The sequence below is a fragment of the Methanofollis sp. genome, assembly GCF_028702905.1.
Lineage (GTDB): Archaea > Halobacteriota > Methanomicrobia > Methanomicrobiales > Methanofollaceae > Methanofollis.
Map to the genome: position 1 here is coordinate 21023 of NZ_JAQVNX010000010.1, position 17331 is coordinate 38353.

The 17331-nt window shown below is 61.0% G+C and carries 24 protein-coding genes; 20 read left to right on the forward strand and 4 right to left on the reverse strand.

The window, feature by feature from the left end; genetic code table 11:
* Nucleotides 1-50 precede the first annotated feature (50 nt).
* The 15 genes from thiD to PHP59_RS02545 all read left to right on the forward strand — a co-directional run bounded on the left by thiD (nt 51) and on the right by PHP59_RS02545 (nt 7941).
* Complete coding sequence (gene thiD / locus PHP59_RS02480) at nt 51-848, forward strand: bifunctional hydroxymethylpyrimidine kinase/phosphomethylpyrimidine kinase (RefSeq protein ID WP_300163077.1); 798 nt, start codon at nt 51-53, stop codon at nt 846-848.
* Nucleotides 849-1274: 426 nt separating this feature from the next.
* On the forward strand, nt 1275-1700 hold the full coding sequence (locus tag PHP59_RS02485; RefSeq protein WP_300163125.1) for a type IV pilin N-terminal domain-containing protein: 426 nt from the start codon (nt 1275-1277) through the stop codon (nt 1698-1700).
* Between the two features lie 35 nt (nt 1701-1735).
* Nucleotides 1736-2131 (forward strand): type IV pilin N-terminal domain-containing protein, encoded by a 396-nt coding sequence (locus tag PHP59_RS02490; protein WP_300163080.1) that lies wholly within the window; start codon nt 1736-1738, stop codon nt 2129-2131.
* A gap of 117 nt (nt 2132-2248) precedes the next feature.
* Nucleotides 2249-2788, forward strand: coding sequence for a hypothetical protein (locus tag PHP59_RS02495; protein WP_300163082.1), 540 nt, complete (start codon nt 2249-2251; stop codon nt 2786-2788).
* A gap of 121 nt (nt 2789-2909) precedes the next feature.
* Nucleotides 2910-3116 carry a type II toxin-antitoxin system HicB family antitoxin gene (locus PHP59_RS02500; RefSeq protein WP_067049945.1) on the forward strand — a complete coding sequence of 69 codons (207 nt, stop codon included), beginning with the start codon at nt 2910-2912 and terminating at the stop codon, nt 3114-3116.
* A gap of 6 nt (nt 3117-3122) precedes the next feature.
* On the forward strand, nt 3123-3344 hold the full coding sequence (locus PHP59_RS02505; protein WP_298666192.1) for a type II toxin-antitoxin system HicA family toxin: 222 nt from the start codon (nt 3123-3125) through the stop codon (nt 3342-3344).
* Between the two features lie 70 nt (nt 3345-3414).
* Nucleotides 3415-3546 (forward strand): hypothetical protein, encoded by a 132-nt coding sequence (locus PHP59_RS02510; protein ID WP_300163085.1) that lies wholly within the window; start codon nt 3415-3417, stop codon nt 3544-3546.
* A gap of 97 nt (nt 3547-3643) precedes the next feature.
* A complete protein-coding gene (locus PHP59_RS02515) occupies nt 3644-5395 on the forward strand; it encodes a hypothetical protein (protein ID WP_300163087.1) in 1752 nt (583 codons plus the stop codon).
* A 98-nt stretch (nt 5396-5493) separates the two neighbouring features.
* Nucleotides 5494-5685: a hypothetical protein gene (locus PHP59_RS12635; protein ID WP_366943709.1), complete on the forward strand. Its 192-nt coding sequence runs from the start codon at nt 5494-5496 to the stop codon at nt 5683-5685.
* Nucleotides 5666-5905, forward strand: coding sequence for a type II toxin-antitoxin system HicA family toxin (locus PHP59_RS12640; protein WP_366943710.1), 240 nt, complete (start codon nt 5666-5668; stop codon nt 5903-5905). Before PHP59_RS12635 ends, PHP59_RS12640 begins: the two co-directional genes overlap by 20 nt.
* Nucleotides 5906-5993: 88 nt before the next feature.
* Entirely contained in the window at nt 5994-6311 is a 318-nt protein-coding gene (locus tag PHP59_RS02525; protein WP_300163091.1) for a nucleotidyltransferase family protein, read from the forward strand.
* Nucleotides 6292-6666, forward strand: coding sequence for a DUF86 domain-containing protein (locus tag PHP59_RS02530; RefSeq protein WP_300163093.1), 375 nt, complete (start codon nt 6292-6294; stop codon nt 6664-6666). The genes PHP59_RS02525 and PHP59_RS02530 overlap by 20 nt, the downstream gene beginning before the upstream one ends.
* A gap of 54 nt (nt 6667-6720) precedes the next feature.
* Nucleotides 6721-6918, forward strand: coding sequence for an antitoxin family protein (locus PHP59_RS02535; RefSeq protein WP_300163095.1), 198 nt, complete (start codon nt 6721-6723; stop codon nt 6916-6918).
* Between the two features lie 116 nt (nt 6919-7034).
* Entirely contained in the window at nt 7035-7277 is a 243-nt protein-coding gene (locus PHP59_RS02540; RefSeq protein WP_300163097.1) for a hypothetical protein, read from the forward strand.
* A gap of 229 nt (nt 7278-7506) precedes the next feature.
* Nucleotides 7507-7941: a zinc ribbon domain-containing protein gene (locus PHP59_RS02545; protein ID WP_300163099.1), complete on the forward strand. Its 435-nt coding sequence runs from the start codon at nt 7507-7509 to the stop codon at nt 7939-7941.
* Between the two features lie 213 nt (nt 7942-8154).
* Here the strand turns inward: PHP59_RS02545 and PHP59_RS02550 are convergent, their stop codons facing one another.
* From PHP59_RS02550 to PHP59_RS02565, 4 genes are all read right to left on the reverse strand, one after another.
* Entirely contained in the window at nt 8155-8712 is a 558-nt protein-coding gene (locus tag PHP59_RS02550) for a DUF447 domain-containing protein (protein ID WP_300163101.1), read from the reverse strand.
* Nucleotides 8700-9521: a triphosphoribosyl-dephospho-CoA synthase gene (locus PHP59_RS02555; protein ID WP_300163102.1), complete on the reverse strand. Its 822-nt coding sequence runs from the start codon at nt 9519-9521 to the stop codon at nt 8700-8702. The genes PHP59_RS02550 and PHP59_RS02555 overlap by 13 nt, the downstream gene beginning before the upstream one ends.
* Nucleotides 9493-10629, reverse strand: a complete 1137-nt coding sequence (locus PHP59_RS02560; protein WP_300163104.1) for a methanogenesis marker 9 domain-containing protein — start codon at nt 10627-10629, stop codon at nt 9493-9495. Before PHP59_RS02560 ends, PHP59_RS02555 begins: the two co-directional genes overlap by 29 nt.
* 162 nt (nt 10630-10791) lie before the next feature.
* Nucleotides 10792-12723 carry a hypothetical protein gene (locus PHP59_RS02565; RefSeq protein ID WP_300163106.1) on the reverse strand — a complete coding sequence of 644 codons (1932 nt, stop codon included), beginning with the start codon at nt 12721-12723 and terminating at the stop codon, nt 10792-10794.
* A gap of 162 nt (nt 12724-12885) precedes the next feature.
* Between PHP59_RS02565 and PHP59_RS02570 the strand changes: the two genes are divergently transcribed.
* The 5 genes from PHP59_RS02570 to cfbD all read left to right on the forward strand — a co-directional run bounded on the left by PHP59_RS02570 (nt 12886) and on the right by cfbD (nt 17260).
* On the forward strand, nt 12886-13977 hold the full coding sequence (locus tag PHP59_RS02570; RefSeq protein ID WP_300163108.1) for a hypothetical protein: 1092 nt from the start codon (nt 12886-12888) through the stop codon (nt 13975-13977).
* 76 nt (nt 13978-14053) lie between these two features.
* Nucleotides 14054-14215, forward strand: coding sequence for a DUF1616 domain-containing protein (locus PHP59_RS02575; RefSeq protein ID WP_366943707.1), 162 nt, complete (start codon nt 14054-14056; stop codon nt 14213-14215).
* A gap of 393 nt (nt 14216-14608) precedes the next feature.
* The gene (gene cfbA, locus PHP59_RS02580) at nt 14609-15013 is read left to right on the forward strand and encodes a sirohydrochlorin nickelochelatase (protein ID WP_300163110.1); all 405 of its coding nucleotides are present in this window, start codon (nt 14609-14611) and stop codon (nt 15011-15013) included.
* A gap of 2 nt (nt 15014-15015) precedes the next feature.
* Nucleotides 15016-16185, forward strand: a complete 1170-nt coding sequence (gene cfbE, locus PHP59_RS02585) for a coenzyme F430 synthase (RefSeq protein WP_300163113.1) — start codon at nt 15016-15018, stop codon at nt 16183-16185.
* Nucleotide 16186: 1 nt separating this feature from the next.
* Nucleotides 16187-17260 (forward strand): Ni-sirohydrochlorin a,c-diamide reductive cyclase catalytic subunit, encoded by a 1074-nt coding sequence (gene cfbD, locus PHP59_RS02590; protein ID WP_300163116.1) that lies wholly within the window; start codon nt 16187-16189, stop codon nt 17258-17260.
* Nucleotides 17261-17331 lie beyond the last annotated feature (71 nt).

Here is a 17331-nt window from a genome sequence, read left to right on the forward strand (position 1 = left end):
GGCCGCCGCGGCGCCACCTACTTCTGCTCTGCGTGCCAATTCTTCGGGGTATGTCTTCGTGTGCCCTGACGATTGCCGGGTCCGACTCGGGGGGAGGTGCCGGTATCCAGGCTGATCTCAAGACTTTCGCCGCGTACGGCGTGTGGGGGACGTCGGCGCTGGCGGCGGTGACGGCGCAGAACCCCGGCGGCGTGGCCGGGGTGTGGCCCCTCTCCCCCGACGCCGTTGCCGCGCAGGTGCGGGCGGTCTTCGAGGCTTTCCCTGTCGGTGCGGTGAAGACCGGGATGCTCGCGGAGGCCGGGGTCATTCACGGGGTGGCCGCCGCCCTGCCCCCGGGTGTCCCGCTCGTCGTCGACCCGGTGATGGTGGCGACTTCGGGCGCCCGCCTGCTTGCGGAGGATGCGGTCGACGCCCTGGTCGCCGACCTGATCCCCCGTGCGGCGGTGGTGACGCCGAACCTCCCCGAGGCCGGGGTGCTGGCGGGTTTCCCGGTCGAGGGACCGGACGGGATGCGGGAGGCGGGGCGGGCGATCCTCGCGATGGGTGCCGGGGCCGTGGTCGTGAAGGGCGGCCACCTCCCGGGCGACCCGACCGACATCCTCATCGATGCGACAGGGGAGGTCGTCCTCTCCGGTCTCCGTCACCCCTATGCCGTCCACGGTACGGGGTGCTCTTTCTCCGCGGCCCTTGCGGCGGGACTCGCCCGCGGTATGCCTCTCCGGGACGCCTTTGTCGCGGCAAAGACTTTCATCGACGGTGCCATCGCCCATGCCGTCCCCGACCTCCGGGGTCGCCGGTCGGTGAACCCCCTGTGGGAGTGCGGCAAGGGAGACTTCCCGTATGTGTGACAATAACCTTTGAAAAACAGAATTTGATTATAATTATATCTTTTTTCGATTTCTGGATATTATAGTGTCCACACGGAAATACATACCATTATATATCGTGGTGCAATGATGATGCCGTCTCCCCCCTTCCCTTCACCCGGATTTTGCGAGAGCGATCGATCCGCCGCAGGATCGGGTCTGCCCTGTATCCCGCATATCTATCCCTGATCCGGAAATGGAGCCAGGTTTTTCTCCCCCCGTCCTGCCCGGTCCCCGGGAGCCGATATGCCCGTGCCCTCCCGGGAATTCTGGCCCAATATCCCGGTATTTATCGCCTGAATATCAATATAACCGGTCCATGTCTCTAGATAAGAATCGGAATGTTTATATCATCAATCCTGACACCTTATGATATCCAGCCTCAGATGAGGTCTGGAGGTGAAAACGATGAAACAGTTCGCACAGAATGAAGAAGCAGTGTCGCCGGTCATCGGCGTCATCCTCATGGTCGCCATCACGGTGATCCTCGCGGCCGTCATCGCCGCATTCGTCTTCGGTATGGCCGGCAACATGTCGTCCACCAAGAGCGTCGCCGCCACGGCATCTCACAGTGTTGATGGAAGCAACCAGGTGATCACCGTCACGTTCCAGGGCGGCAAGGACGCTGGAATTGTGGAGAACATCTCCGTTGTCATTAACGATGAGTCTGACAATGTGGAGCCGTTGACCACCAATAAGCCGTTGACCGGGAACTCGAAGAAGTTCGTTAATGGCACAGCCTTTAACATCACCCCGGGCAACAGGAACCACGTCGTTGCAACGGCATCGTTCACCGACGGCTCCAGTCAGGTCATCCTGGACACCTACGTCTGAACCCCTCCCCTTTTTCTTTTTGAGGACGGAGACCTATGGTCCAATCCAATGAGCACGAAGATGCGGTCTCCGCGACCGTCGCCACCGTTCTCATGGTCGCCGTCACCGTGATCCTCGCCGCCCTTGTCGCTTCCTTCTCCCTCGGCACCATGGGGGGCATCCCCGACAACGGTATCGTCGGGGCGAAGGCCGTCAGGATGGATGACGGTGCGGTCCTGGTCACCTATGTCGGCGGCGACGGTGCCGACGCAGTCGACCACCTGAACTGGACGATCGACGGCACGGAACAGACCGACCGTCTCGACGCCACTGTCGGGTCGTCGGCCGTCAATACAACGGTATCCGCGGACCCCGGGAAGAAACACCGGGTCATGGTCGTCGCGACATACAGCGACAGGTCGTCGCAGGTCGTCCTGGACGCCATGGTCTGAGCAGGGGATATGGGGCCGGTATCCCCCCCTGCGCATTTCTCCCCTCAAAAAAATGATTGGATGATTGTTTCAGTGAACAGCGTGAAACCTATGCCTCGAACCATGTGGAGATGTGATATGTACAGGATCAACCGGCCCTTTCTCGCCTCCCTCCTCGCCCTTACCCTCGTCCTGCCTGTAAACATTTATTGTATCGGGAACGTCCTGGGTGCAGGCCTCCAGTTCCCCCTCTTCCGGTACCAGCAGACCTACCTCGGGACCAGTCTCATCACCCTCACCCGCGACCTCGACTATGTGACCACAGGCATCCTCGCAGGTCGCACCGCCCTTTCCATCTGTCTCGGGGTCGTCGGCACCCTCCTCCTCATCGCCGCTATCACCTTTCTCATCATCAGGTGGCAGGAGGAGTATGAATCTGCCAGAAAAATTCTTTCCCTTCTCCTCGCCGGCGCCGGCGTTGCGTACCTCGCGTCATGCGTCGCCCAGTACGGCCCCCTCTTCCACGGCCCCGCAGGGTTCTGCATCCCGATCGGTGTGCCCCTGATCTTCGGGGTCGCATGGTGGGCGTACAATGCCGGGGAAGACGATGAATCCGACCGGGCCGGCGATCTTCCGGAACCTGAAAGTGATGAAGTCCCATCTGGAGATTCCAGATAACCCGTGGCGGCGGCGAGGAGGCGGACCCGGTGTTCGCCACTCTCTGCCCGGACACTCTCTCCTGGTCAGGTGCTTCCAAACTATTATCAGACGATACGGCGATAATAATAATCGTCCGATTATGATATTCAAAGTCGTCGTTACTCCCGATCCCGAAGACGGCGGGTTTATCGTCAGTTGCCCCGCGCTTCCCGGTTGCCACTCGGAAGGGGAAACCCTGGAAGAGGCGCTGGAAAATATCAGGGACGCCATTCGGGGATGTGTCGCCGCGCTCAACGACCGTGCCCGGAGACAGCAGGGAAGCAGAGTTATCGATGTGTCTGTGTAACAGACCATGGCGAAACTCCCTGTCATATCTGGTTCAGCGGCAGTCAAGACCTTTCATAAATTCGGTTTCACCACGTCCAGGCAGACGGGAAGCCACATGATCCTGGAGAAGGCCGGGCTGGACGTCACCCTCTCCGTCCCTCTCCATACCGAATTAAAAAGAGGGACACTACGAAACCTCATCAAAGATGCAGGTCTCACCGTCGATGAATTTGTGGCGATGCTCTGAACCGCCCGGAGATCAGGCTGTAAGGAAGGACCCGCAGGAGACTTCTCTCATGTGTCGCTGTCCTCATTGCGTGCCCCTGATCTTCGGGGTCGCATGGTGGGCGTACAATGCCGGGGAAGACGATGAATCCGACGGGGCCGGCAATGATTCCCCTGCCGCTGATGACACCGCCCAGGTCGATGAATCTGAAGAGGACAGGTAACTGGTGTGACACCGACCCCGGTCCCCTCTTCTTTCGTCACCTGCATCAGAACTCAAATCGTATCTTTTCTTATAGTCACTAATCCCATCCTCCTGCCATGGGGAATTGCAGGGACTGTATCATCCTGTTTGCAGTATTATTCGTTCTTGCAACTCTGATCTCCTATCCCTCCATCTATCTCAACGACGAGTTCATCTCGGCAAACCAGCTCAACCACCTTGTCGAGGGCACCTCCCCCCTCCACACCTACGAACCGTACGGCTACAGCGCCTATGCCGAGTCCCACCACAATGTCCTCTGTTACACCCTCGCCCTCCCCGTCGTCTCTCTCCCGGCGTACTACCTCTTCTCCTTCTTTGGCGACTCATTCCGCCTCGCCGTGCTCCTCCTCTGGTCTGCCCTCCTCCTCGCCGTCCCCGTGATGGTCGAGGTCTGGTACCCGCAGTACGCCCGCTGGCGGGGCATACCCTGGACCCGGGCGGCGATCATCTCGTGGGGCGTGCTCTTCGTCCTGAACATGGCGCTGTACCGACCGTTCTGGTTCGTGCGGGGCGTGCAGCCCGGTGACCTCCAGGTCTACCCCGAGGTCGCCGCCATCGTCTTCACCGGCGGGGTGGCCTTCGCCCTCTTCGGCGTCGTGGCCTACCTGATCTTCAGGGAGATCTTCGAGAGTGAGCGCTGGGGCCTCTTCGGTCTTGTCGCCGTCGTCACCTCCTCGTCCTACCTCTTCTGGGCAGGGAACGCGAAGGACCACATGCTCGTCGCCCTCTTCTTTGCGACGGCCCTCTACCTCTTCACCCTCTATCTCTCCCGCGACGATCCCCTCTGGCTCTTCGCCTCCTTCATCGCCGTCGGCTGGACAGCCTGGGCCCGCCCTGAACTCGGACCCGCCCTCGCCGCCGGGTTCTTCCTCTTCGCCCTCGCGGTATCGGTGCGGCAGGGGTGGCGCAGGACCGGGACGGCGTCCCTCGCCGTCCTCGGCGTCCCTTTCGGCGCCCTCCCCCTCTTCGTGAACAACCTGGGCCTCTCCGGCAACCCTCTCGTCCTCCCCTGGGTGGCCGGGTACTCGGCGCAGGTGTACGCCGGGATCTCTGCCGGGACTGAGACCCTCCAGGCCACGGTCGTGAAGCAGTTCGCCCCGCCTGCCGGCGACCTCCTCGCCGGCCTCTACGGAACCTTCGTCAACCCGGTATACGCCCGTGCCGCCGGCATCTTCCAGGTCTCACCCCTCTCCCTTTTTGTCCTCCTCCTTCTCTTTGCCGTCGGATACACCATCTATACGCGCCGGACGACCTGCATCCCCCGCCGTGACGCTCGCATCCTCGCCTTCTTCGCCATGGCGGCCCTCCTCGTCATGGCGACGTACCTCCGCTCCCTCCCCTGGATGCCGGCGAGTCCTGGCATCGTCCCTGACATGCGCTACCTCTCGCCGGCGTACCTCCCGATGCTCGTCCCCGGCGTCTACGCCCTGAAGTATGCCGGTTTCGGCGCCGCCGAGGCGAGGGAGTCGCTCCGAACTCTCTTCTGGCTCGTCCTCGCCGACCTCCCTCTCATCTACGTCGTCCTGCAGGCCCTCTCCGGCAGGGGCGAGGCCGGGCAGGTCTCCTTCATGATGTACCTCACCTACCTCTTCCTCGCCTGTGCGGCGGCGCTCTACCTCGCCGTCGTCCTCGGGAAGGTCAGGCCCTCCGCCCTCGCCCGTGCCGTCCCCGTGCTCATGCTCTGCACCCTCGCCTGGGAACTGGTGGTGGACTTCAGGTTCGCCACCCTCTGCTGGGACGGGTATCATTTCTGGGTCCCGGCGGTGCAGTACGTGTGGTACATCCAGTACTGGATCTTCCCGCTGTGATCCTGCGGGGCGCCCGCATTCATCTCGCTGCCGGGATCTGCTGATGCCTTCGGGCGTGTCCTCGACACCGCAAACCCTCCTGTACGGGAAAGTGCAAGATAAAAAAAGTCTTATGTCCCCCCCGGGGGGTCCGGGCAACCGGCGCAACACGTGAGGAGTGCCGGGAAAACCTGGGTGAGGTCATCGACGACTGGCTCGTGATCAGGCTGCGGAGAGAGATGTCCATCCCGCCGATTGAAGGGGTCACCATTGAGGAGACCACCAGGATGGATGCCGGTGTCGGATCGTAAAATCCAGCAGGTTTCGTGGAACGATCTCGTCCGAAGGCCCAGGCACTTTGGGTTCGAAGGGCCGTATTCGGGAGGGAAACACCCCTTTATGATCAAAGGAAACCTCGTCCTGACCATTCCAAACCCGCATAATACGGAGATCGGTGCGGACCTCCGGATACGGGTCCTGAAGCAGGCCGGGATCTCACGAGAGGAATGGATCTCCTCAGGGGATACGTAACGGACAATAGAATCTGAAGAAGATCATGCTTTCTCCCCACGAACACTTAATAGGGCGGGACTGCAAAGGGAAACACGAGGGATGAAAAATGGCCGGCACCCCGCACGTTCCTGTTCCGTACGACGCCATCAGGCTGATATGCAGGAAACATCATATTAGAAAACTCTCTCTCTTCGGGTCGGTGCTGCGGGACGACTTCGGGCCGGAGAGCGACATAGATCTCCTTGTCGAGTTCGACGAAGGTCATACTCCCGGATTTTTCCGTCTCTTCGAGATCGCAGAGGAACTCTCCCGTGCGTTCGGAGGAAAGACGATCGACCTCCTCACCCCCGAGGACCTGAGCCGATATTTCAGGGACGATGTTGTTGCCGCCGCTGAGGTCTGCTATGCAGAAGCAGAAGGATGAAACCATCCCTCTCAGGCACGCCCTCGATGCCGCGAAAAAAGCAGTGTCTTTCCTCGATGACCGAACCCGTACGGATCTGGAAATGGACGAGATGCTTGGTTTTGCCGTCGTCCGCCTCCTTGAGATCATTGGAGAAGCGGCGAAACTCGTCTCGCCAGACCTTCGAGAGAAGCACCCCGAAATACCATGGAGTGCGATGGTCGGCATGAGAAACCGTCTGATCCATGGATATTTTGATGTGAACTACGATGTTGTCTGGGACACTGTGAAATCCGACCTCCCACCTATGATAGACAATCTAGAACGTCTTCTGGCCGCCATGATATCTGAGAGCGACAGGGATCTGGTGCCGTGACCAGAGCGTATATCACCTGTTTTGATATGGCCCTGAAACCGACAGGGGAAGGCAATGACGAAAGTGATCGACGCAGTGTATGAATCCAGCGTCCTCAAACCCCTCGAAAAGATCGACCTGAAGGAGGGAACGCGGATCAGGATCGCCATCGAGGAACCATCCGCCGTCATCGAAGATGCATTCGGTCTTCTGAAAGGAAAGGACACGACAGAAGCGCTGAAAGAGATGGACGATGAATGGGGTCTTTATTGATTCAAATGTCTTCCTCAAAATCCTTGAGGGCGACGAGGAGATCCGCAGGCATTTTTTCGCGCTTGGCCAGAAGAAACCCCTCTATCGAAACGCGATTGTTGGGAGTGAGGTATTCCATGTCTTCATACGATTTATATGCCGGCAAGAAACCCGGGGAAATAAAAATAAACCCCGGTATTATTGCCGGGATCAAAACCGAACTCCAGAAAGTCGAAAAACTTCTTGACCTTGCCAGGACCATTCCACTTACCTATTCTGAAGAGGAAACGGCGCGAAAACTGATGAAAGATTACGGCCTTTTGCCAAACGATGCCGAGAAAAAAACCGGGATCTCCAGCCCGATCAGGGCCATAACATGATTCCGCTCATGTGGTCCCGCTATTTCTGTCAATGCCTGTCATAGGGAGGAGAAGTCGGCGTCCCGAAGGATACACTGCCAGGTATGAAAATGGGCGGTCCATATTGCATCAATTTTCATGAGAGTGGCATATGATACAAATTTTAAAAAATGCGGTGAATATACCCGATTAATATGGAAAAGCCTATTTGTGCGTCTGTAATATTCCATAACGTCTTTTGGTGATACAAATGTCAAAATTCTGTCCAGAATGTGGAAAAGAACAGATCAGCCAGAACGCGGAGATCTGTCCGAACTGTGGGGTCAGGATCAAGAAAAACCCTGAAAAAAGTTCGGGTATTGCAGCAATCTCTTCCTTTGTCTTTGCCGGTCTGGGGCAGGTGTATAACGGAGATTTTGGTCGAGGATTTCTGATCCTTGTAGGAACCGTGATTGGTTCTATGTTCTACTTTATCCCTGGCCTGTTCGTGTGGGCCTATGGTATCTATGATGCATACACAACGGCAAAACGGATGAATGCCGGGGAGATCCCCTATCAGGAGACGAACGCTCTCCATATGATCCTGTTCGTGGTCCTCTGGTTTGTGGGAATCGCAGTATTCTTCATTCTGGCCGCTATCGTGGCTGCATTTGTCTTTGGAATGAGCGGGTCAACATACTACTGATCATTTCCATTTTTTATCAACGGTGGTATCACTTCTCCGGGATTGGATCTCCTCTTCTGCCCGCATCTCGCCCCATCCCTATTATCGTGATCCGCAACGGTCTCGATGCAGGGGTCCGCTTCCCTCCCGTCCTGTGTCCGGCCGCCGCCGGCACGCCCCTGATCCCCCCGCCCGTGTCGGCAACCGCATGATGACGAAGAAAAAAGAAAGATCCTACCTGATGTATTTCTCAAGCGCCGCCGCCGCCTCGCGCTCCCGCGGCCCGCCGCACTTCCGCACGATCGCGAGGTGGTGGTCGATGAGGGCCTTCAGCGCGGGGTCGCGGGTCAGTACATAGCGCGTGCCGTGAACCGTCGCCTCGACGATACCGGCAAAACCGCGGTTGTGCGCCCGGAGCGACGTGCCGGCGACGACCCCCTCCCCGAGAGGTTCGAGCGCCACAAAGACCGTCTCCGCCGTCTCGTGCTCTACCTGTGCAGCAAAGGCCACCCACTCTTCGCACTCCTTCAGGCGCTCCAACCGCCGCCCGCCCGCCTCCACCTCCACGAAGTCGGCGAGGGGCAGGTCGTCGAAGGCCGTCGTCACCCAGACCACGGGATCGTGGGTGAGGTTTGCGACCACCCACCCGTTCTTCCTGATATTCGCCTCCGTGTGCGAACCCCTGAACAGGACCATCGAAAGAGCGCCGCTCCGGCAGATGATCCCCATCGGTGCGGCATTCCCGCCGGTCGTCGCGATCACCTCGTTGATACCCTCGTTCAGGAATCCCATGACCACCCCTCCAGCAGGGCGAGGAAGATCCCCGCGATCATGATGTCGGCGAGAGACCCCGGGTTCACCCCCGCGGCAAGACACTCCTCGTCGAAGGCGTCGAGGGAAACTTTCCCGGCCTTCACCTCGCGGGCGCGGCGCATCGTCTCCTCCGCCGCCGCCTGTCCGAACTTCTTTGCGATAAAGGTGTCCGGGTGGGTGCAGAGCAGGTCGAGAAATGCGGCGACGATCACCGCCTTCCCTGCACCGTGGGAGACGAGGAGGTTCTTCGTCTCGCGGCAGAGGGCGAAACCGTTCGTCCACTCCCGAGCCACCATATCTCTCTCCGCGGAGTAGACCATCACGTCGTACAGGGTCATCCCCCTCTCCCTGAGCGTCGCTGCGGCCGACGGGTCTTTCACGTCGATCTCGTCTTTTGCAAGCACCCGCACTTCAGTCGCACCGAAGGCCCGGTAGAAGGCGACGGCGTCCTCCACCGTCGTCTCCCGCACCACCTGCACCGCCCCGTCCGCGCCGCCCGCGGCGACCAGGGGCATCAACAGGATGAATGCGCCAAAATGTGTGTTCCCGCCAGTATGGCAGTTCGTATCCACCACCGCCTCCTCGATGAGGGCGCCGAGCCCCGTACCCCCCTGTTCAGCCCTCTCCAGGGCCGGGCGGGCAAAGATCGTCGAGGCAAGGAAGTGCTCCAGGCGTGTGTCGGGATAGTCGTGCCCGCGGTCCACATTCCCCGGTTTCGGGGATGCGGAGACCTCGAGCATCATCGCCATCTGTGCGAGGTCAGATCTCGTCTTCGTCCGGCACTCCATCAAAGACCCGCTCCATGATATCTCCGGCAAGCCGGCGCTTCTGCCGCATGTACTCCGCGCTGGAAAGTCCTGCCTCCTTCATAGAGAGTTCCCTGAGCATGCAGGGGGAGCTCGACTTGCAGCACCAGGAAAGGGAACCGAAACATGTCGTCTTCCCCCCTGCGATCGGCGTCCCTTCCACCGCCTCTGTCTTGATCCTGATGTAGTCCTCGCGGGAGAGCCCGATACTCTCCAGGAAGGGGATCAGGGGGCAGTGCTTCACCGGCATGCAGCAAAAGGCGAGTGACCGCACGTCCCCGCCGCGGCAGAGCTGCTTCGGTGCATTGTACCACCCGCTCTCCTCGGCCTTCCTCTGGATTGCGGCATCGATCCCGGCAAGGGTCCGCTCGTCCGACCGCCTGGCCATGGAGACCATATCGGCCCCGTGGGCGAACATCTCCATTGCACGGTCGAAGGAGGTGATCGAGTTGTTCGCAATGAGCACGAGGGGACAGGCATTCCTGATCTGCCGCAGGCGGGCGTAACCAAAGTCCATCAGGTCGGCGTGGATGATGTCGGCCCCGGCCTTCCAGAGGAGGCGGGCAAGACGGCGGTCGTCGGCGGCGACCCCGGCCCTGACCTTCACCGAGACCGTTACGTCCAGCGCCTTGAGCGCCCGGACCGTCTCCGCAAGGCGGCGTGTGTCCCGAAGGAGGGCCTCACCGCACCCGAGCGCCGTCATTGCGGGCTGCCGGCAGTGGGCGTCGACCTCGTACACCGCCGCATCGCCGATCTCATCGGCGATGGCCGCATAGGAGGCGGGACTGCTCCCCCGCAGGTTCAGGCCGGTGACGACCCCGCTTCCCTGCAGGGCGGCAATCTGGGCCTTCAACTCTGCCACGGGGTCGTCGTACCGGAACTCGGGCCGTCCGTCGGCCGCCATCGCCCTGCTCGCCGCCATCGTCTCCTCGTCGATAGAGTATCCGCCGATGAACGCGGCGCCGATATGCTCCTTGCGGGCCAGCACATAGGCGGCGTCGGTCACCCCGGCCATCGATGAGATGACCACCGGCGTTTTCACCACCTGGTCATTGATGATCAGTCCGCAGCGCTCGTAACACTCGATCATGCTTCCCTCAATATTCGCCCTCACATCTCAAAGCCCTTGTGGGTGAATTATTTGACAATACTCCACCGCGAATATTCCGGGCTCCTGGATCTTCCAGGGACTGATCGTCGTCTACTTCGTCCTGGCGGCCTCTCCGGCCTGATAAAAAAGGAGTGGAGAGTGTTACTTCTTCATGATGAAGAAGTATCCGACTGCTGCGATGATGACGAGGGCGATGATGGCGAAGAGGATCATCGTCATGGGCAGTCCTTCAGCAGGCGGCTCTTCGACCAGCGATGTCGTCGGTGTAGCCGGGGTCTGTGTGTCGGGTGGTGTGGGTGTTGTTACCGGCTCGGTGAAGAGTGCATAGGTGCTGAAGTGCGTTACCGTTGCCGTCACAGTCCTGGTTCCCCGGGAGATGGTTGTCTGGATCTCCTCCCAGAGACCCGTCTCCTTGTTGTACCACATCATTGTGAGTTGACGGTCGGTGAGATCCAGGGTGTTCCAGATCTCTTCGGGAATCTCGAGAGTCAGCGTGATCCCCGGGTTGAAGGTGGCGCCTTCTGGGCTGGCCTCGTATGCGTAGCCAGCGAACCGGAACATCGCTCCGGACGGGGCTGCGGGCATCTTATCGCCGGCGAGGGGTTTGAGGGAGACCTCGGCGAGCGGTTTGCCGTTCGCGTCGAGCGCCTTCACGCCGGAAGGTACGAAGAGGGTGGCGACCTTGTCTGTGGCGCTGATCTCAACGGAGCGAGTCGTGATGCCATTGCTGTTGGTCATCAGGTTACCTTTTCCCTCATAGGAAACCGGGGGCTCCGGGCTGATCGGGGAGCCACCGTTGCCGCCTCCGCCGCCTCCGCCGCTGGGACGGGGTGTGGGCGTCGGGGCTACAGCGGAGATGCAGACATTTGTCTGGTCGATTGCAACGACCTTCTCGTCCTTCATGCCCAGTGCGTAGAGGTAGTAGGTGCCGGTCTTGAGCCCCTTGAGGGTTTCTTTTGTAATTGTCACCGATGATGCGTCATTCGCACCGGAGCACCCATAGCCCTCCACGATGGCGAGACAGGAATCCTTATTGTAGTTGACGTCCCGGGCATCGGCGTCACAGATGAGGGTATATTCGGCTGAAATTCCATCTCCGGCAATATTCTTCAGGATGGAGATTGCGTTGGCCGCCGAGGTCGGGACGGGCTGCTTTGCAAGTTCTGCGGTATCGACCTCCACCGTAAGGCCGTATCTTGTGTCTTTCTTGACTAGGGCATAGGCGACCTTGTCCACATCGCCACTGAAGGAGACGGTTATGTCCTTATTCTGGTTCTGGTAGTAGGGGTTGTCTCCGTTCCAGGTGATGGCGGTCTTCCCGTCGAGGATGAGAATCGGCATGGCGGCAAGGACGTGCATTGTGTTGCAACTGCTGTCATACTCCACCGCTGTGAGGAGGTACTCCCCGGCTTTGGGCTTCGGGACGGCGTCGAGAAGATCATTACCTGCGTTGAAGTTGAAGGAGTTGAGGTTGACTAGATTCTTGTTCAACGTGTAGTTCAGGTCTTTTTCATTATCGTAGCGTTTAGATTGGTCACCGTAGTAGCCTATACCGTTTCCAATGTTGTAATAAACGCCGTAGTTAGTGAAGAGATACCCTTCCTTCTCTGCAGCGTTGAAGAGATTGGTGAAGTTGGCGTCTTTATCAATGTTCTCCGGGCACTTTATCAGGAGGACGTTGCCACATCTTCCCGGAACCTTCACCGTAAAGCTCGGGATCGTCCGGGTGGTGTAGACCTGATAATGACACGGGAGGGTTTTCCCGTTGACGGTCTTGGTTCCCGTCACAGTTACATCCGTCCCATGATAGGTGCCGCTCGCCGGGTTAAACTCCCGGGTGATGGTGCCTAACAGCGGGTACTCGATAGCCTTGAGGTCGCCCGTTTCGGTGCTCTTGAGGGTCACCAGAGTATTTCCGACATCTAGGGGGTCAAGGGCATCGACCGTCTTGATGCAGATACCCTTGTAATCCTTGGCGTCACCTGTTCCCACTGTAATATAGTAGGAGTCTCCGCCCGCAGCGGTCACTGCCGCAGGAATACAGAGAAGTGTGATGATAACACCCAGTAACAACAGACCTTCCTTACGGTTCATGATGGCTAAATTAATTTTACCATTTCATAAGCCTTTTTATTTCAAACGCTTATCTATACCAATTCAATGAAATGGAGTTACTTTGAAATGACTAAATCGGGCGTATTTTTGATCCTGCTCCTTCTCTTGGTTCCGGCCGCAATGGCCGCGCAGGTCACCATCGCCCCTGCTGAGATTAATGTCGGGGATACGGTCACTGTGGACGTAAAAGACCTTCCCGATGGTGTCGCCTTCTCGCTCGGCATCCGCGGTGAGTTCAACGTGAACCCCGGCGATAGGTTTGTCTTTACGGCCAGGTGTCTCTCTCTCCCCTTCTCCCTCAACTCAGGGGAGGTGAGCGCGTATACCAGAGGTACGAACTGGACGGGGCTCTCGGCGAAGCTGGGGGAGGCCTCTATCGGCCTGAGCAACAGCGCCGATGAGAACGGCGAGTTCCGGACCTCTCAGGCCTACAACATCTCTAGCGGGACCTATGATGCCATCGCCCTCGAAGGGAGGGCCACCCCCGCAGTCAAGAGTATCATTGCTGAGATGACGATAACGGGCAAGAAGAAGGGGCCCAACGACGGCACGATCTCATTCGCCCTCGACGGCGTCGAGCGCGGCACCGCAACGGTCACTGTCTATATCAACGGATCAGAGGCTCTCTCCCAGAGGATCGTCATCGGGTCGTCGCCGTCCCCGACGGAGACCAAAGCTCCTTCCCCGGGCGGCAGCAGCGGCTCCTCCGGCCCGACGACAGGTCCGGGGCCCGCGACGACCTCCTCTGTCGACGGGAGGGTATCTCTCAGCGGGACTGAGATTGACGGTGCCGGGCTCCTCGCCCTCGCCGTCGAGGGCACTGTCCCCACTGGCTGGTCCGCGGACGGGCGCGCCTACGCCGTGACCCCCGCGGACCGTGAGTTCCCCTCCCCCGCGATCCTCTCCTTCCGCCTCCCGGCAGCCGATACCCCTGCGACCATCGCCCGGTACGAGATCGGCGCCTGGTTAGCGGTCCCGTCGAAGATCGAGGGCGACCGGATCACGACCGCGGTCTCCCGGGGCGGATCCTATGTTCTCCTCGTCCCCGCACCGGCGTCCGAATCGACAGCCACGACGGTGACGACGACCACAGCCGTCATGACTACCACAACCGCCCCCGTGACAACGACGGCGGCGGCCACGCCCATGGCCCCCCTCCTCCCGGTCATCGCTCTCGCAATCCTGCTGCTTGGGTGGGGGAGAAGGGTCTGACAGACCCACATTCTGAAGATCGAAAAACCTGATCCTGGAGGCCGCCGGGGACCACCCCGGCGATTTTCTCGCGGTTGTGGTCGTCACGGCCGCGACCCTTCTCTGTGTCTATGTCCCGGTGCTGAACGAGAGTTTTCTCCGGGTCCTCTTCGGCGTGGCGATGGTTCTCTTCGTCCCCGGCTACACCCTGATCGCCGCACTCTTTCCGGTGCGGGATGACCTCATGGTAAACCCTTGATCACGCTCTTCAAAACGGGGCAGTGGGCAGGAACACGCGCCATCGCCGCCACAGCCTATTCCAATCGTGGGGGTCGGGGGGTCTCCCCCGGCGCGAGAGAACACGGCAGAATATTCATCTTTTTGTAGGGGCAGCCCTTCTGAGCATTCGCCTTCTCACATCCTCATGCCGTGGGCGCTGCCTCCGGGACCCCCGGGATTGCGATTGGACCGGGAAGGCAGGGGAGAGGTCGGGAAGAGGGGGGCACTACCGAAGAGAATGGCCCTCGAAAAATGCGTTGCCGCAGTGGACAATGTCCAGCTCGAAATCACCCATCTGTATTCATTGTGGGCGGGAGCGGCGAAAAACCAATCGGTAACACTTTTAAAGAGTAAAGGTAGTACACAGTACCGTATGAAGAGAACCGGATTGTTACTTGTTGGCCACGGCAGCAAACTCCCCTACAACAAAGAACTCATCGAGAGCACGGCCGCCCTGATCGCAGCCCAGCACCCCGAGTACCTGGTCCGCCCCGGTTTCATGAGCATGAACGAGCCCTCGGTCGAGGAGACCCTCGCCCTCTTTAAGAAGGACGAGATCGACCGTCTCGTCGTCGTCCCCCTCTTCCTTGCGAAGGGCGTCCACATCCTCCAGGACATTCCCGAACTCCTCGGCCTCCCCGAGGGCGGGAAGAAGGGCAGCTTCGTCCACGCCTCCGGCGCCATCCCCCTCCTCTATGCCGACCCGATCGGCGGCGACCCCCTCCTCGCCGACCTGATGGTCAAGAACGCCGAGGCGGCACTCAACTCGGCTATCTGAAGATGAAGATCCTCGTCCTCGACACCATCCACGGCGGCGCCGTCCTTGCAGAGGCGCTCGCGGCGGCCGGTCATGAGGTCGACGCGGTGGACGTCTACCGGGGAAGAGAGGGGATCCCAGTAGAAGAGGCGGCACGGAAGCGCTACGACCTCGTCGTCGCCCCCGTCCACCTCGACCCGGCCCACCCTCTTCTCGGGGCGGCGCCGCGGGCCGTCACCCACCACGAGGCGGTGGCCCTGCTCCTTGCAGGGAGGAGGCCGTCGCCCCTGGTCGAAGTCACCGGCATGCGCGGCAAGACGACGACCGCAGCCGCCCTCGCCCACATCCTTCCCGGCCCCGGCGTCCTCCACACCTCGATGGGCACCTTTGCCTGCCCTGAGGGGTGCCTCTTCTGGAAACGCTCCATCACCCCGGCTTCGGTGCTCGCCGCGGCCGAGGAGGCGAAAAAGATCGACGGTTGGTGTGTCGCCGAGGAGTCCCTCGGCGTCTCCGGCGCCGGCGACCTTGCGGTCCTCACCTCGGGGGAGGACTATCCCGTCGCCGCGGGGAAGAAGAGCGCCCTCGCCGAGAAGGTGCGCTCCCTTGCGCGGGCGAGGGCGGTGCTCGTCCCGCCAGGCGTGACTGTACCGGGCGCCCTGGACGCCGGCACGATCGCCGCGGTCGCGGGGACGGCCTGCACGTACAGCCACGGCGGCATCGAAGGGCGGTTCGAGAACCCCCTCCTTGCGCTCACGGGCTACAGGACACCCCTCCAGATCGCCGCGGCGGCGGCCTGCCTCCTCGGCGCGGACCCGGCAGGGCTTGCGTCCTTCCGGCCCCTGCCCGGCAGGATGGCGGTCTCCCATGCCGGGAAGGCCCTGGTCGTCGACGCCGCAAGCAGCGGCGCCTGCCGGGAGGTCGCCGTCGACGCCGCCGCCTATGCCCGCGCCCTCGGCGGGGCCAGACCCCTCGTCCTGGTCATCGGGACAGAGGGGCAGACCATCTGCGAGGGCTTTCCCGAAGGGGAGGTGGCGGCCGCGGTCGAGGCCATCGGCCCGGACAGCACCGTGCTTGTCGGGGACTATCCCGGCCTTGCCGGCACCCCCGCCCCCGACCTTGCGGCCGGGTATGCGATCGCACAGACTCTCACAGGCGGAGGGACCATCGTCCTTGCCGTCAAGACATGGAGGTAAGATGCACTATATACAGCCACGGCCCAGTTCGATTGTAGCGGCCCTGTACACCGCACGCGACCTCGAAGTGGACGTCGCCATTCTTCACGGCCCGTCGGGCTGCTCCTTCAAGCACGCCCGCCTCCTCGAAGAGGACGGGATGCGGGTCCTGACCACCTCGCTCGCGGACAACGAGTTCATCTTCGGCGGCCAGACCATCCTCGAACGGGTGCTGAAGAACGCGGAGACGGATTTCAGACCGAAGAGGATGGCGGTCGTCGGCACCTGCGTCTCGATGATCATCGGCGAAGACCTCAGGGCGGCGATCGACTCCTCGGGCGTCACGACGCCGACCATCGGGATCGACGTCCACGCGGGCTTCAGGGAGAACATCCAGGGGGTGCTCGCCGCCCTCGAACCGGCCGCGGAGGCCGGGTGGATCAGCGCCGACGAACTGGAGAGGCAGAGGCGGCTGCTTGCCGCCGCGAACGAGGTCGAACGCCTCAGGGGCGCCGCCTCGAAACCGTACATCGAGCCCTCGCGCGGCGACCTCAAGCACCTCGCCGCCCGCCGCCTCCTCGCCCTGGCCAGGAGCGGGAAGAAGGGCGTCGCCGTCATGAACGCAAAGAAGGAGACGGCGTACATGTTTGCGGACGAGCTGATCGCCCTCCACGACGCCTGCCCGGACGCGGACATCACCTACGTCGCGAACCTGGAGAGCCGCGGCCTCCCGAAGGTGCGGACAGACGCCGCCAACGTCCTTGCGGGCATGCGGGAGCGCGGCCTCGACCCCGAACTCCTCGGCGCCCTCGACGAGTACGGGGCGAACGGCGACGCCGTCGGCGAACGCCTCCGGGAGATCAAGCCGGACTTCGCTTTCCTTGTCGGCGTGCCCCATGCCGTGCCGCAGGAGTACACCACCGGCATCGAGACGGTCTCTGTCACCAACGGCCCCCGGCAGGTGGCGCCCCTGAAAGACCTCGGCCATGCGATGGTCGTCGTCGAGGTGGACCTCCACCCGAAGACACTCGGGGTTCGATCGGTCGTGGAGAGCGAGTTCGGCGCGGTGCTCCGGAGCCTCGCCGGGGAGGAGTGAACGTGAAGGCCCTCCTCGTTACCGGCGACCGGTCGGGCAGCGGGAAGACGAGCATCACCCTCGCCCTCGCC

Coding starts and splice junctions, on each gene's coding strand:
- thiD (WP_300163077.1), top strand. CDS start 51: ATGTCTTCGTGTGCCCTGACGATTGCCGGGTCCGACTCGGGGGGAGGT.
- PHP59_RS02485 (WP_300163125.1), top strand. CDS start 1,275: ATGAAACAGTTCGCACAGAATGAAGAAGCAGTGTCGCCGGTCATCGGC.
- PHP59_RS02490 (WP_300163080.1), top strand. CDS start 1,736: ATGGTCCAATCCAATGAGCACGAAGATGCGGTCTCCGCGACCGTCGCC.
- PHP59_RS02495 (WP_300163082.1), top strand. CDS start 2,249: ATGTACAGGATCAACCGGCCCTTTCTCGCCTCCCTCCTCGCCCTTACC.
- PHP59_RS02500 (WP_067049945.1), top strand. CDS start 2,910: ATGATATTCAAAGTCGTCGTTACTCCCGATCCCGAAGACGGCGGGTTT.
- PHP59_RS02505 (WP_298666192.1), top strand. CDS start 3,123: ATGGCGAAACTCCCTGTCATATCTGGTTCAGCGGCAGTCAAGACCTTT.
- PHP59_RS02515 (WP_300163087.1), top strand. CDS start 3,644: ATGGGGAATTGCAGGGACTGTATCATCCTGTTTGCAGTATTATTCGTT.
- PHP59_RS12640 (WP_366943710.1), top strand. CDS start 5,666: ATGCCGGTGTCGGATCGTAAAATCCAGCAGGTTTCGTGGAACGATCTC.
- PHP59_RS02525 (WP_300163091.1), top strand. CDS start 5,994: ATGGCCGGCACCCCGCACGTTCCTGTTCCGTACGACGCCATCAGGCTG.
- PHP59_RS02530 (WP_300163093.1), top strand. CDS start 6,292: ATGCAGAAGCAGAAGGATGAAACCATCCCTCTCAGGCACGCCCTCGAT.
- PHP59_RS02535 (WP_300163095.1), top strand. CDS start 6,721: ATGACGAAAGTGATCGACGCAGTGTATGAATCCAGCGTCCTCAAACCC.
- PHP59_RS02540 (WP_300163097.1), top strand. CDS start 7,035: ATGTCTTCATACGATTTATATGCCGGCAAGAAACCCGGGGAAATAAAA.
- PHP59_RS02545 (WP_300163099.1), top strand. CDS start 7,507: ATGTCAAAATTCTGTCCAGAATGTGGAAAAGAACAGATCAGCCAGAAC.
- PHP59_RS02550 (WP_300163101.1), bottom strand. CDS start 8,712: ATGGGATTCCTGAACGAGGGTATCAACGAGGTGATCGCGACGACCGGC.
- PHP59_RS02555 (WP_300163102.1), bottom strand. CDS start 9,521: ATGGAGTGCCGGACGAAGACGAGATCTGACCTCGCACAGATGGCGATG.
- PHP59_RS02560 (WP_300163104.1), bottom strand. CDS start 10,629: ATGATCGAGTGTTACGAGCGCTGCGGACTGATCATCAATGACCAGGTG.
- PHP59_RS02570 (WP_300163108.1), top strand. CDS start 12,886: ATGGCCGCGCAGGTCACCATCGCCCCTGCTGAGATTAATGTCGGGGAT.
- cfbA (WP_300163110.1), top strand. CDS start 14,609: ATGAAGAGAACCGGATTGTTACTTGTTGGCCACGGCAGCAAACTCCCC.
- cfbE (WP_300163113.1), top strand. CDS start 15,016: ATGAAGATCCTCGTCCTCGACACCATCCACGGCGGCGCCGTCCTTGCA.
- cfbD (WP_300163116.1), top strand. CDS start 16,187: ATGCACTATATACAGCCACGGCCCAGTTCGATTGTAGCGGCCCTGTAC.